The organism is Chitinophaga sp. 05T412, assembly GCF_056396465.1.
Genome location: NZ_JBFTLN010000002.1, coordinates 605,683 through 618,644, shown reverse-complemented (window position 1 = coordinate 618,644; position 12,962 = coordinate 605,683). Strand labels below are relative to the sequence as shown.

Below are 12,962 nucleotides of genomic sequence, written 5' to 3'. Positions count from 1 at the left end.
AATTCGTAATTCGTGATTTTTTTCATCAATTGTTTTTAGTACAACCATCCTCATCCCGGCGGCAGCCCTGGTCATCAAAATGAGCGTCTGAATAGTCGTTCCCCCATTTATTCATGATGGTCACCACTTCTATCAGCCGGCTGCCCCATTCCGTCAGGTGATATTCCACGCGGAGCGGCACTTCTGCATATATCTTCTTATATACAATATTGGTTTCTTCCATCTCTTTCAATTGCTGACTTAATACCCGAAGCGTAGATCCGGGGATGGCACGCCACATTTCACTCGGCCGATGAATACCCAGCTGGATGCAGTCGAGTAAACACGGTTTCCACTTGCCACCCAGTGCTTTTATGGTAATATTTACACCGTATTCAATTTCGGGGAGCTTTTTGACATACATACAGTACCCTTTTTTATAAGACCAAATATATTTCATTTCGGGGAAGCCGCCAGCAGCACATAGGGATTAATTTATCCTTTAGAGATTCTTTCATCCTGTATTGCTTACTGATTCAATTAAAAAGACATTTGTTCTGCAATTAGCAATCATAATACACACGGAGCGGCCGCCCGGTATTGATAAACAGAATAATGTATGTTGAAAAGAATAATTGACCGTCCAGTCACGGCCACTGTGGTATCTATTATCCTGGTGATACTGGGACTATTAGCATTGAAAGGGTTGCCCATGGAAACATTTCCTGATGTAGCCCCTCCTTCTGTGGTAGTCACCGCCAGGTATCCCGGCGCCAATGCTGAAACAATTGCACGCGCTATTGCTACCCCGCTGGAGCAGGTAGTAAATGGGGTGGAAAATATGACGTATATGTCTTCCTCCTCCGCTAACGACGGCACACTAACGCTGACCGTTTTCTTTAAACAAGGCACCAATGCTGACCAGGCAGCCGTAAACGTGCAAAACCGCGTGGCGCAGGCAATGAGCCAGCTGCCCAAAGAAGCAGTGCAGGCCGGCGTTATCACCGCCAAACAGCAAAATGGTATGATCATGTACCTGGACATGTACGCAGTTGATGGTCGCTACGATGGAGAATTTATTAACAACTACGCCCTGATCAACATTATCCCCAAAATACAAAGGATATCCGGCGTAGGTAAAGTGGCTTTATACGGTAGTAAAGACTATGCCATGCGTATCTGGCTGAACCCTGCACAGCTGGCGGCTTACCACCTTACACCGGAGGAAGTAATCACTGCTATCAATCACCAGAACCTCGAGGCCGCCCCCGGCCGACTGGGAGAAGGCAGCGAGTCGTCTTTTGAATACGCGATCAAATACAAAGGTAAAATGAACCAGGAAGTGGATTACGAAAACATCGTGATCCGCGCCGACTCCCATGGCCGCGTGATGCGCCTGAAAGATGTGGCCCGTGTGGAATTAGGATCACTCGATCACGTATATGCGTCGGCCGTGAGCACCAGAGGGAAATCAGACGTGGGACTATTTGTATACCAGGTACCCGGCTCCAATGCCAACGAAATACAAACAGCCATCTATGAACTGATGAAACAACAGGCAAAATCATTTCCTGCCGGTATTAAATACAACCTGAGTTACAGCACCAAAGACTTCCTCGATGAAGCCATTGAACAGGTAACACATACCCTGGTGGAAGCGTTTATACTGGTGTTTGTAGTGGTATTCATTTTTCTGCAGGATTGGCGCTCTACGCTGATTCCCGCGCTGGCTGTGCCGGTATCCATTATCGGTACGTTCTTTTTCATGCAGTTATTCGGCATTACCATCAATCTGCTCACCCTCTTTGCATTGGTGTTGGCCATTGGTATTGTGGTAGATGATGCCGTGGTGGTAGTAGAGGCGGTACATAGTAAACTAGGCCAGGGGATGACACCGCGCACCGCTACCGTTAGCGCCATGAGCGAAATTACCGGCGCCATCTTTTCTATTACGCTGGTAATGGCAGCCGTGTTTTTGCCGATTGGTCTCACAGATGGCCCAGTGGGCGTGTTTTACCGGCAGTTTGCTTTTACACTGGCTATTGCCATTGTACTCTCTGCTGTGAATGCGTTAACGCTCAGTCCTGCGTTATCCGCTATCCTGCTAAAGGAAACGCATGCGGGAGATAAAAAACCAGGTCGCCGCTTTTTTGAATTGTTCAATGCCGGTTTCGAGGCTACCACTGGTAAGTATACCAAGGCTGCGCATTTCCTGATACGGAAAAAATGGTGGGCTTTCGGCGGACTGGCACTGGTTACAGCTGCTGCGTTTTTCCTGACACAAAACACCTCCAAAGGATTTATTCCTACGGAAGATCAGCGTAACCTGATATCGACGGTTAGTCTACCGCCAGGAGCAGGCTATGCGCGCATGAAGAAGCTGCTGGACAGTGTGGAAAGCCGCGTCAACAAAATTGCGGCGGTAGATTTCACGGTAGTGGTAGTAGGGGAGAACCTGATGTCAGCTACCATTTCTCCTTCTTACGGTTCCCTGTATACCGTGCTGAAAGCTAAAAAAGAGCGGGGCGACTTTTCAGATATCAATCAGATTGCGGACTCTGTCAGCAAGATTTTTGCCGCTTTCCCGGAAGGCAATGCCTTTACTTTCACGATGCCTACTGTGCCTGGATTTGGCGCCATAGATGGATTGGATGTAGTGCTGAAAGACAATACCAGCGGTAATATCAACAAGCTGGCGAAGCAGGCCGACGAATTTATTGCTAATCTGTTGGCCCGTAAAGAAATTGGCGGTGCTTACACCTCTTTCAGTGCTAACTATCCGCAATACCAGCTGGAAGTGGACGAGTTGAAGGCCAAGCAATTTGGCTTAGAAGTAAGTGATGTGTTAAATACGATGCAGGCATATTATGGCAGCGTATATGCTTCTGATTTTAACCGCTTTGGTAAATATTACCGGGTGGTAGTACAGGCGGATGTTCCTTTTCGTAAAGACGAAAGCAGTCTCGATTATATACATGTGAAGAACGCCTATGGTGAAATGGTGCCCGTGAAATCCGTTGCCCGCCTGGAACGGGTGTTTGGTCCGGAAGTAATCAACCACCTCAATCAGGCCAATGCGATCACCATCAGTGTGCAGGCAAATAAAGGCTTTTCCAGCGGAGATGCGATGAAAGCTGTTAACGAAGTGGCTTCGGTGTTGCCGGTGGATTTCTCGCATGAATATATTGGTCTGGCGAGGGAAGAGCAGGCATCCGGTTCACAAACGGTTTTCATCTTCGGGTTATGTATCATATTCGTATACTTCCTGTTGTCGGCGCAATATGAAAGTTATATTCTGCCACTGGCGGTGATGTTATCGCTTCCTACCGGTATCCTGGGTGTATTTGTGTTTATCCGGATGATGGATGTTACCAATAATATTTATGTGCAGATAGGGCTGATTATGTTGATTGGGTTACTCGCGAAGAATGCGATCCTCATTGTGGAATTTGCGGTACAACGCCGTCGTGCTGGCAAGTCGTTGGTGGAGGCGGCATTGGAGGCAGCTACGCTTCGTCTGCGTCCCATCCTGATGACATCCCTGGCATTCATTGCAGGCCTCTTGCCGTTGTTGTTTGCCAAAGGAGCATCTGAGCAAGGGAACCGTGCCATCGCCTCCGGAGCGGTAGGAGGAATGTTGTTCGGGGTGATATTGGGACTGTTTATTATTCCGGTGCTGTTTGTAGCGTTTCAGGGATTGCATGAAAAATTCTTTGGAACGCCAGCAAAACAATAAAGAGGACTATTGTTTTTTAGGTATCGAGTCCTTGTTGACGTCCAGCCGGTAGTCATCGGGCTTGATACCTTTTACGCCTTTAGGCTTTTTGCGGACGGGCATCTGGTAAATACTATCAAACACCCGTTCCGGTATTTTTTGATGAGAAGAAACAAAGGAGTCTATCTTTTCCGGCGTTAAAGGCGCTATGGTAATAGAATCCACGTGGACGCTGTCTGGTGCGTGAACAGGGGAAAATGCGCTATCCTTCTTTATAATAACAGGAAGGATGGGCGCATTTTTCTTTTCTATATTATTATCAATAACAGCAGGGCTATCAATAAGTGGTGTTGTTTTTTCTATGGCTGGCGGCGCTTTGGGCGTGGTGGTGTTAGCAGGTGTTTGATGTTGGGTGTGATAGTACCAGTATATTAGTGCAGCAATAATGATTGCACCCAGGAAGCCATACGCTATTTTGCCCTTGTATTTGGGCGTAGGTTTGGCTTCCGGGATATCCACACCGGCATCCAATTGCATGGCAATGTTGTCCCAGATAGCGTCTGCCATATCAGGCACCGGCATCTGTTCCAGCTTTGCTGCTATTAAATCTTCGTATGGTGTGGTTTTATTCACTATGTTTTTGTTGCTGTTAATTTTTGCTGAAGAATTTTTCTTGCCTCACTCAGATGCCATTTACTGGTGCCTTCGCTGATGTTGAGTTGTGCGGCAATTTCTTTGTGCGTATAGCCGTCGATGGCATACAATACAAATACCGCATGGGTAGCACGTGGCAGCTGTCGGACCAGCTGTAATATAGCGGCCGCATCTGTTTTTTCAATCACGCTGTTGTTGACAAAAGGTTCTTCTGCAGTATGTAATTCCAGGCTGGTAAACCGACTCCGTTGTTTGATGTGATCTAATGATTCGTTGATAACGATCTTCTTCAACCATCCATGAAAGTTTCCTTTGTTGGTATCAAAGGTGTGGAGGCTGCGAAACATTTTCACAAAAGCATGCCCCAAAATATCAGCGGCTTCATGTTCATCCGTGGCATAGCGCATAGCAATAGCCATAGCAAAGCCATAAAGCTGCCGATACAGTTGCTCCTGCGCTTTTCTATTGCCATTGCGGCAATCAAGGATGATATTACTTAAATCTTGTTCCAGGAATTAATGAGCCATTAGTATTTTATATGCATGTTTTGAGAGATGTTACCATTTGGCGTCATTCACCCGCCTCGCAAAAATAGCGGTGGCAATAGCACTGACAGGTAACTTGTCCGTCGCATTTAATTCATTATAAAACCAGATATTCCTGTCTATCAGGTCAATAATAGCAATCACGCCGTCATGTGTGCTTAGCTCGTACCCCGACAATAACTTGAATGGCAACTGTCCGGTTTTACCATTAGATAAGGATGTTTTTTTGATGCTCAGCGGCTTTATAAAAATAGTATCCACACCGTTGGTCGCCAGTCCATTATCTTCCATTTTTGCAAAAGTAAAAGGGTTGTTGTCGTGCTCTGCTTCCCGGTCGTAGACATTCGTCATCAGCAACTCCCAGTTTTTATTATTACTCCGGATAGTATCAGCCACAATCATCGCAGAAAATATGTACTGATGTGCCATCAATATAGAAAAGCCATTGAGGATGCTATTGTCGTTGTTAATGGTTTCATATCCCCTTCTTTTTTCCAGCTCTTTTTCACGGGCATATATGTCTACCTGGTTTTTTCCATCTGATAGGGTGTAACGGAATTTTGTTTTTTCCTGGGTAACAAGTTCTGTTTTTTTAATACCATATTTCTGGAGGAATAAATTTTCCAGGAAAAAGCCATTGCCGCCCCAGAACCAGGGTGCATTGCTGATATGTAACCCTCTCTTAATTTTCGACGTGCTGAAATTAGCGAACGACATTTTATTGCCCCTGGCGCCATCCACATGCTGCATCACCGCCTGTTGTTTAAACTGTTCCGGAATGGCCAGCTTTATAGACGTCCGGCAACTCATCAAACCGGCTATACCCAATACTAATACAATGTTTTTCATGTTGTTTTACCGGCTATTTAAATGCGATCATTCATATCTGCAGCCCGATCTCCGTCACTAATACCTCTGATTTTGAAGAAGGGTTGGGTATTCCCTGAAAAAAATATTTTTTCTTTTTATCCAACCATTTGGGCTAGTAGGGAGGTATTACTGGCAAACACTTATTTCTATTCAAATCAAATGTATGAATACAATCACAAAAAAATGGGCTTTAATAGCAATGACAGCAGGTATGGGGCTTTTTTCCTGCAAGAAAGAGAAAAGTAATGATCAGCCGGCATGCGCTGTTAATGTAGCCAATATCTCCGGGGCGTATAAACTGACCGCTCTGCAATATAAGGCCAGTGCCACCTCCGCGCCGGTAGACTACTACGCCTACACGGAAGACTGTGAAAAAGACGATATCCTAACCTTTAAAAGTGATGGTACCTATGACTACAATGATGCCGGTACTGCCTGTACGCCCGTTAACAATGATCATGGCACCTGGCAGCTGAATGGAAATGTTTTAACCAAAAATGGGGATGGGGAGCAGCTGAATGCTACCATCGAAAGTTATGATTGTAAGAGTAAGACCCTGGTGTATTATGTGGAAAATGGACTGAAGACGGGGGATAGGCTTACGTTTACATGGGTGAAGCAGTAATTAGAAAGGACAGGAAAGAGTATTCAAAAATACTCTTTCCTTTATGTTGTTGCAGCATCGATGTATGTTGTTAAAGAGATGTTATGCCGGGGAAATATAATTTTTATTGAATAGCAGTATTATTGAAAATTCTTAAATTTGTATTATGACTGCGAGCGCTTATAAAAGAATTAAAGCCATGTTGCTTGAACAGAAGCGTCTGGTGACTAATTCGCCAGAGGCGGCAGCGCAGTTATTAACTGACCTGGGTATTAGAGATTTTCTGGTGGATGTATCGTCCGAAGAAAAGGAAACTACAAAAAAGAAAGCAGTTGCAGAAAAAGCAACTCACCCCAAAACTGCTACAAAGTAGCCTGTTAACCTGATTTTATTCTTTCCTGTGCATTAATTTCCAATAATTATTTATGGCTTTTTCCTCATACATCTATTCATCCGACCCCGGATTAATAATCGGATTTCATGGCTGCGATCGGGATATTAGAGATAGTATCGTTTTAGGTCAGTCTTCATTAAAATTTAGTAGAAATAGGTGGGATTGGCTGGGTGAAGGGATGTACTTTTGGCAGAACAATTATGAGCGGGCATTAGACTACGCCACCAATCCTCCCTCAAAGTCGACCATAAAGAGACCTGCTGTGCTGGGCGCAATCTTTAATCTGGGTAACTGTTTGGATCTTACTGACAAAGTAGGTATTGATCTTGTGAGAATTTCATATGAAATTTTGAAGACATCAGCGCAATTGGAGCAAAAGAAATTACCACGTAATGTTAATCCAAAAGAAACGGCAAATACCCGGGATAGAATTATTAGATTACTTGATTGTACTGTAATCAATAATATTCATTCTTTAATGAAGACGAGAAACGAGCCTCCTTTTGAATCAGTACGTGCCGTGTTTTTTGAAGGAGAAGAGCTATATGAAGGTGCTGGGTTTTTAGATAAAACTCATGTTCAAATATGCGTAAGAAACCCTAATCTTATTAAGGCTTTTTTTGTTCCCCGTAAAGCCGTTAAATGGGAAGACGGTTATTAAGTCTTATTTCTGCGATATCTCTGTCGTTTTATTACAGGAACTACACCACCAATAGATGCGCTGTTCATCCTCCAGCCTGGATTCTGTTTTTCGATTACAGGTCTCACATATTCTTTCAAAGGATTCATCTTCACGGGCGAAATAACCACAGTCGTTGCAGCCCCATGTGGTAGGGGGGGTATCTTCTTCGTTGTAACTCCAGGTGAATGATTCCGCTTTACAGTTGGGGCAAATTTGAAGCGCCATAAGCTTTATTGTTATTGGGTCTTGTTTATCTCATTATGCGTCACGCTAAGTTCCATCACTTCTCCAATTTATTTTAAACGTCCGTTGCTTACAAGATAAGTATTTGGCAAATAATCAACCTTTATAGACTCAACTTGATACGTAATGCGGTTTTATTTGAATTGTTATTAATTTTAATATATAATTTTACGGAGAATAAACCAAGACCTGATGAATTTAAAAATTACGTCCTATTTACTGTGCTTTATCACAATAGTGATGATCTCCTGTGGTAAGAAAAACGATGCGAAGCCTGACGAACAAAAACCAGATCCAACAACTAATACCCGCGTACTTAGGATACAGCAGGGGATTGGAGTGGAGGATACCATTTTTCTCATTACTTACGACGCAAATAATCGCATTAAAAGTATCGTGGATAGCACCGAGAAGTCTGATTTGCAAGCTACTTACAATGAGGCCGGCCTTCTTACTTCAACGATTCAAAAGTATACAGATGGTAGCGCCTCAACGCCAGTTACGTTCACCTACAATGCAGATAACACGCTGGCAGAAGCTAATACAACTTTTGGAACCTTAGAGAAATTCCGCAATGTATTTGAGTATACCAATGGCGTAATCTCCAAAAGAACTTTTTATGACTACGATTTGAGTAAGTCAACACTTAGGTATTGGAAATACTGGACTTACGTAGTAACTAATGGGAATATTACCAATCGTAAAGAGTTTGATAGCGATAATAAGCTCGTGGAAGAAATTAGCTACACCTACACCAATGACGCTAACTTTTTTAAGCCTTTTGCCTTAGTGAACTTTCAGAACAAAGTTGGATTAAATTATTTATGCGAGGAGGAAATCATTTTTAATAAAAACTCAATAGCAAGTTATACAAGACAAGGCTTTACAACTACCTTTACTTATAGCTACAATAGTAATAAGCTGCCTGTTAAGGTGATAGAAATTTCAAAATACTATACCAATACAAGAGCGTTTTCGTACTAAGCGAAAATAGTTTAACAACAAGAGGCGTTTCCTGATTAGGGAAACGCCTCTTGTTGTTTATATACTCACCGTTGTCCCGCCTTTAGTCATCTGCATCCAGATGAGCCTTACACATGGGAATATAGCCGCGTTTTTTAATGTCCCTGCCACATTCCTTCCATTTCTTCCAGGGTTTTTCCCTTCGTTTCCGGTACCATTTTATACACCGTTATAAATGCCAGAAAACAACAAACCGCAAAGAAACAGAACGTAGCTGCAGCACCTGCACGGCCCAATAATATCGGCGTTAACTGCCCCACAATGGTATCTGATACCCACATCGCCATAATGCTTACTGCCATGGCTCTACCCCGGATTTTAGTAGGGAAAATCTCTGCCGCAATCACAAATTTCAACGGACCCAGTGAGAAGGCAAAACATGCCAGGAACAGGATAATAGAGATGACCAGTGCAATATTATTTGTTGCCCCGGTGTAAAAACAAACACTGGTGAAAAGCAGGCTGACAGTACCGCCAATAGCCCCCGCAATATATAGTGGACGACGGCCCATGGTATCTACTTTCCAGATGGCAATGAGTGTGAATATAAAATTCGCCAGACCAAAGATCACCTGGCTAAGAAAGGCATTAGAAATGTTGATACCTGCATCACTCAGTATGCGCGGACCATAATAAATCACTGCATTGATACCGCTGAATTGCGAGAATACCGGCAGTAATATCCCGATCAGCAATGGCTTACGCATGGCGGGCGACAATAACTCTTTATAGAAGTTAGTAGAAGATGCATCGGCCGCAGGTACTTCGTTGTCTGTATCTATAGCCGTACCCGTTAGTCCTTTAATAATGCGCAATCCTTCTTCGCGGCGGTTGTTTTGTATCAGCCAACGCGGACTTTCCGGCACAAAAAATAATCCGATGAGAAACAGAATAGAGGGAATGGCGCCGATGCCAATCATTCCACGCCAAACCTCTTTCGCAAAAAGCAGGTGTGTAAATGAAGTGGATGGCGAATCCACCTGGCTGATGGCATGTTGCAGTAGCAGGAAATTGGTGGCATAAGCAATCAGAATACCCGCAGTAATAGCCAGCTGATAAAAGGTGACCAATCGTCCGCGGATATTCGACGGCGCTATTTCGGAAATATATAACGGCGCTACCATAGAGGCTACACCTACACCAATGCCGCCTGAAATACGCGCCAGTACCAGCATGGTAAAATCCAGCGACAACGCAGAGCCTACGGCCGATAACAGGAATAATAATGCGGATGCCATCAGCATCTTTTTGCGACCTAACCGATCGCTGAGTCCACCAGAGAATGCTACACCTACCACGCAACCCATTAAGGCAGAAGATACAAACCAGCCCTGTGCGGAATCCGACAAATGAAACTGGTCTGTTACAAAAGGTAATGCGCCGGAAATAACAGCCATATCAAAGCCAAAGAGCAGTCCTCCCAGCGTAGCAATGAGTGTGATGAGCAGCAATGAAGATGAAGCGCGGTTCATGAATGTATTGTTTTATTTCGGTTGATAAAATGGTAAGGAAACAGTTAGCAACATTCTTCTTTCATGAATGACCTCACTACCTTCACCGGTTCATCTTCACTTATCAGCGTGTAAGTGCCGGTAGCAGCGGGTACAATGAATGTTTCCGCATAATGCACGGTTTGTTCCCGTCCATTGGTAATCACTTTGATGGTACTACCTTCCACGAGGCTTAAGATATGGCATTGTCCGGCTGTATTCAACGTTATCGTGGAATTAAATTCAAGGCGTTCAATGCGGTAGAAATGCTGTGGATGGGTAGGCAGGTATATAATTTGCCAATCGTGTCCGGTTTGTATGGTCATTGGTTGCGACAGCAACGTATGCTTTACTACATCTCCCTTTCTCTCAAAATCAAGATTGGCAAAGGCCCGGTCAATGTTCAGTGTACGGGGTTGTCCACTCAGATCCGCCCGTAACCAGTCGTACATCTTAAAGGTGAATATATAAGGTGTGGCGCTGATCTCCAGTACCAGATTGTTTTTTCCGGAACTGTGTACCGTACCGTTAGGTATCAGGAACAGGTCATGTTTGTGAGATGGAAAAACCTGTACATATTTTTCGATATCCACGGGCTCATGCCGGCGGAAACTGTTTTGCAGTACCTGTTCAAATTCAGTGGCGTTGATATCTTCCTGGAAGCCGAGGTAAACTTTGGCGTCGGGCTTTGCATCCAGGATATAGTAGGTTTCATCTTGTGTAAAATCTTCACCAAAATTTTCTTTGGTATAAGCCACTGATGGATGACATTGTACAGAAAGATTACCACCATCAAAGGTATCGAGGAAGTCGAACCGGATTGGGAAGGTTTCCGGGAACCGCGCGGCTGCTTTTCCCAACAAGGCTTCGTTGTCCAGCATCTGCAAGGTATCGAAGGTTACTTCCAGCAATACGTTGTTGGCTTCCAGGAGTACGCCGTTTTCCGGAGCAATCAGCTCAAAAGACCAGGCATAATTTACTACGTCTGGATTGAGTGCAGGAATTTTTTCTTTGATCCATTGTCCGCCCCAAACGCCCGGTTCAAACCAGGGGCGGGCCCTGAAGCTGTTACGCGACATCTCGGCAAGCGTTTCGCGGAGTGTAGCGCCGGTACACCAGCTGATATCATTGATACGCTGTTCATCAATGATGATATCGACTTGTGGTAGCAGTTGTTTTTTATGGCGGTTGAGTACCGGCCAGTCAACGAAATAGAATTGTTTGTATTGACGCTTCGGATTGTTATCTGGTGCAGATTGGCCAAGGTTGCAGACTTTACCTGCTCTTGAGCGGAATTGAATTTCGTTTTTAGGAATATCAATATAAAGGATGGGTGCTGACCAGTTAGCCAGTGAGGCACCGCAGCCATATATAATATTGAGTTTGCCCGGTGTGGGTTGTAATTTTTGCAGTTTATCGGCAGAGAAGAATTCAGATAAGGTGCCGGTAAAACGCTTACCGAATAAAGGATCTTCGCCACCAATGCTGGACGCGATCAGGTGGCTGATGTCTGATGATGGCAGTAATGCATCAGTTACTGCAATAAAATGTGCATCGATATTTAACGTAACCAGTGCTGATTGCAGCTTTTCGATGAATGATTCCCATAGTACACCTCCGTAACCCTCCAATACTATATTGGATGATTGCTGTGTGATCCAGTGAGCTAATGTGTCAAAACCTGTATAAATAGGACCCGTGGCAGGAAAGCTCGGGTAGATGTCGTATCCTGTTGCGTGCTGTTTATCTTTCGTCAGTGGGATCAGGTATTGTGTTGTGGCCCGTGACGCTGTCATCTGTTGTGCTTGATCGGGTGATAACATGTTTGCCATTTAATCATTATGTAAATATGTACAAACATATTGTTTGTATCGAAAAAAAGCAAGTTTTCTTTTACACCTTATAAAAACAATAACAAATCAGGGGGTACGTCTGCTTTCCACAGTATATACGAAGCTTTCGGCCTTATAGTAGCCCAGGTTGTATTCAATAGGCCGTTCCGCCTGGTCAAAAACATATCTTTTCCGGAATAAAATGGCGCTGTCTACATCTACCTCCAGTTTACCTGCAATGAACTTATCGGCAGTCCTGGCGCTGATTTCCTCTTTCGAGATGGTAGCTGTTACGTAGTGGTCCTGTTCCAGCATTTCATAGAGGGGCCGCTTGAAATCTTCGTCGCCCGTKAGCCCGATCCGGGGGTGGAAGTAGGACACGAAATAAACGAATGGTTCCTGCGGATTGCCCCGCAAACGCTCCAGCTTCATGACTTTCTTCTCTGGTTTGATATCGAAGAAATTGGCCACCTGTTCATCCGGGTATACCCAGCTGATATGTAATTCGTAATTCTTGATAGTTACGCCCCTGGCCTGCATTTCCTGCGTAAAACTCAGCCAGTTCATCGACTTCGAACTCATCTTCTGCTGGGCCACTTTGGTTCCCAGTCTTTTCTTCCGTACCAGCAATTCTTCGTATACCAGCTTATTAATAGCCTGACGCAATGTAGGCCGGGAAATAGCCAGCTTCTTAGCTAGTTCCACTTCATTGGGTAGCAATTTTCCCGCCTGATATTCGGGTTGTTTTATCAGCTCCCTTAACAGGTTTTCTGCCTGTATATGCAATGGGGTGCCGCTTTGATGATCAATTGATAAGTTCATATATGTAATAACATAGAAAGCCCCCCGCAAGTTAATAAATAGCCGAAATCCCCCGCCACTTTTGATGTAGATCCGGTCATCAGCTAGGTAAAAATAGCATATGTCTTTG

The 12,962-nt window shown here is 44.3% G+C and carries 13 protein-coding genes; 5 read left to right on the top strand and 8 right to left on the bottom strand.

What is annotated here, in order from left to right:
• Nucleotides 1-25: 25 nt before the first annotated feature.
• Complete coding sequence (locus AC1DFM_RS06250; RefSeq protein WP_477075836.1) at nt 26-403, bottom strand: winged helix-turn-helix transcriptional regulator; 378 nt, start codon at nt 401-403, stop codon at nt 26-28.
• A 195-nt stretch (nt 404-598) separates the two neighbouring features.
• Between AC1DFM_RS06250 and AC1DFM_RS06245 the strand changes: the two genes are divergently transcribed.
• Nucleotides 599-3,715, top strand: coding sequence for an efflux RND transporter permease subunit (locus tag AC1DFM_RS06245; RefSeq protein ID WP_477075835.1), 3,117 nt, complete (start codon nt 599-601; stop codon nt 3,713-3,715).
• 6 nt (nt 3,716-3,721) lie between these two features.
• Here the strand turns inward: AC1DFM_RS06245 and AC1DFM_RS06240 are convergent, their stop codons facing one another.
• From AC1DFM_RS06240 to AC1DFM_RS06230, 3 genes are read right to left on the bottom strand one after another with little or no spacing between them, the layout of a single operon-like run.
• Nucleotides 3,722-4,327, bottom strand: coding sequence for a hypothetical protein (locus AC1DFM_RS06240; RefSeq protein ID WP_477075834.1), 606 nt, complete (start codon nt 4,325-4,327; stop codon nt 3,722-3,724).
• Nucleotides 4,327-4,860 (bottom strand): RNA polymerase sigma factor, encoded by a 534-nt coding sequence (locus AC1DFM_RS06235; protein ID WP_477076033.1) that lies wholly within the window; start codon nt 4,858-4,860, stop codon nt 4,327-4,329. The genes AC1DFM_RS06240 and AC1DFM_RS06235 overlap by 1 nt, the downstream gene beginning before the upstream one ends.
• Before the next feature lie 45 nt (nt 4,861-4,905).
• Complete coding sequence (locus tag AC1DFM_RS06230; RefSeq protein WP_477075833.1) at nt 4,906-5,742, bottom strand: hypothetical protein; 837 nt, start codon at nt 5,740-5,742, stop codon at nt 4,906-4,908.
• A gap of 184 nt (nt 5,743-5,926) precedes the next feature.
• Here AC1DFM_RS06230 and AC1DFM_RS06225 point away from each other — a divergent pair, with 184 nt between their 5' ends.
• The 3 genes from AC1DFM_RS06225 to AC1DFM_RS06215 all read left to right on the top strand — a co-directional run bounded on the left by AC1DFM_RS06225 (nt 5,927) and on the right by AC1DFM_RS06215 (nt 7,422).
• The gene (locus AC1DFM_RS06225) at nt 5,927-6,388 is read left to right on the top strand and encodes a lipocalin-like domain-containing protein (protein WP_477075832.1); all 462 of its coding nucleotides are present in this window, start codon (nt 5,927-5,929) and stop codon (nt 6,386-6,388) included.
• A 145-nt stretch (nt 6,389-6,533) separates the two neighbouring features.
• Entirely contained in the window at nt 6,534-6,740 is a 207-nt protein-coding gene (locus AC1DFM_RS06220; protein WP_477075831.1) for a hypothetical protein, read from the top strand.
• A gap of 52 nt (nt 6,741-6,792) precedes the next feature.
• Entirely contained in the window at nt 6,793-7,422 is a 630-nt protein-coding gene (locus tag AC1DFM_RS06215) for a hypothetical protein (RefSeq protein WP_477075830.1), read from the top strand.
• A 3-nt stretch (nt 7,423-7,425) separates the two neighbouring features.
• On the opposite strand, the gene AC1DFM_RS06210 is transcribed toward AC1DFM_RS06215, so the two are convergent.
• The gene (locus AC1DFM_RS06210; protein ID WP_477075829.1) at nt 7,426-7,668 is read right to left on the bottom strand and encodes a hypothetical protein; all 243 of its coding nucleotides are present in this window, start codon (nt 7,666-7,668) and stop codon (nt 7,426-7,428) included.
• A gap of 258 nt (nt 7,669-7,926) precedes the next feature.
• Between AC1DFM_RS06210 and AC1DFM_RS06205 the strand changes: the two genes are divergently transcribed.
• Nucleotides 7,927-8,670, top strand: a complete 744-nt coding sequence (locus AC1DFM_RS06205; protein WP_477075828.1) for a hypothetical protein — start codon at nt 7,927-7,929, stop codon at nt 8,668-8,670.
• Between the two features lie 134 nt (nt 8,671-8,804).
• On the opposite strand, the gene AC1DFM_RS06200 is transcribed toward AC1DFM_RS06205, so the two are convergent.
• The 3 genes from AC1DFM_RS06200 to AC1DFM_RS06190 form a co-directional block, all read right to left on the bottom strand.
• Entirely contained in the window at nt 8,805-10,181 is a 1,377-nt protein-coding gene (locus tag AC1DFM_RS06200; protein WP_477075827.1) for a sugar porter family MFS transporter, read from the bottom strand.
• A gap of 44 nt (nt 10,182-10,225) precedes the next feature.
• A complete protein-coding gene (locus tag AC1DFM_RS06195) occupies nt 10,226-12,022 on the bottom strand; it encodes a class I mannose-6-phosphate isomerase (RefSeq protein ID WP_477075826.1) in 1,797 nt (598 codons plus the stop codon).
• Between the two features lie 96 nt (nt 12,023-12,118).
• The gene (locus AC1DFM_RS06190; RefSeq protein ID WP_477075825.1) at nt 12,119-12,853 is read right to left on the bottom strand and encodes a GntR family transcriptional regulator; all 735 of its coding nucleotides are present in this window, start codon (nt 12,851-12,853) and stop codon (nt 12,119-12,121) included.
• Between the last annotated feature and the right edge of the window lie 109 nt (nt 12,854-12,962).

Bases quoted from the DNA above. Each gene is read 5' to 3' on its own strand.
- AC1DFM_RS06205 (WP_477075828.1), top strand. From the start codon at position 7,927: ATGATCTCCTGTGGTAAGAAAAACGATGCGAAGCCTGACGAACAAAAA.
- AC1DFM_RS06195 (WP_477075826.1), bottom strand. From the start codon at position 12,022: ATGTTATCACCCGATCAAGCACAACAGATGACAGCGTCACGGGCCACA.
- AC1DFM_RS06220 (WP_477075831.1), top strand. From the start codon at position 6,534: ATGACTGCGAGCGCTTATAAAAGAATTAAAGCCATGTTGCTTGAACAG.
- AC1DFM_RS06250 (WP_477075836.1), bottom strand. From the start codon at position 403: ATGTATGTCAAAAAGCTCCCCGAAATTGAATACGGTGTAAATATTACC.
- AC1DFM_RS06210 (WP_477075829.1), bottom strand. From the start codon at position 7,668: ATGGCGCTTCAAATTTGCCCCAACTGTAAAGCGGAATCATTCACCTGG.
- AC1DFM_RS06245 (WP_477075835.1), top strand. From the start codon at position 599: ATGTTGAAAAGAATAATTGACCGTCCAGTCACGGCCACTGTGGTATCT.
- AC1DFM_RS06200 (WP_477075827.1), bottom strand. From the start codon at position 10,181: ATGAACCGCGCTTCATCTTCATTGCTGCTCATCACACTCATTGCTACG.
- AC1DFM_RS06215 (WP_477075830.1), top strand. From the start codon at position 6,793: ATGGCTTTTTCCTCATACATCTATTCATCCGACCCCGGATTAATAATC.
- AC1DFM_RS06225 (WP_477075832.1), top strand. From the start codon at position 5,927: ATGAATACAATCACAAAAAAATGGGCTTTAATAGCAATGACAGCAGGT.
- AC1DFM_RS06230 (WP_477075833.1), bottom strand. From the start codon at position 5,742: ATGAAAAACATTGTATTAGTATTGGGTATAGCCGGTTTGATGAGTTGC.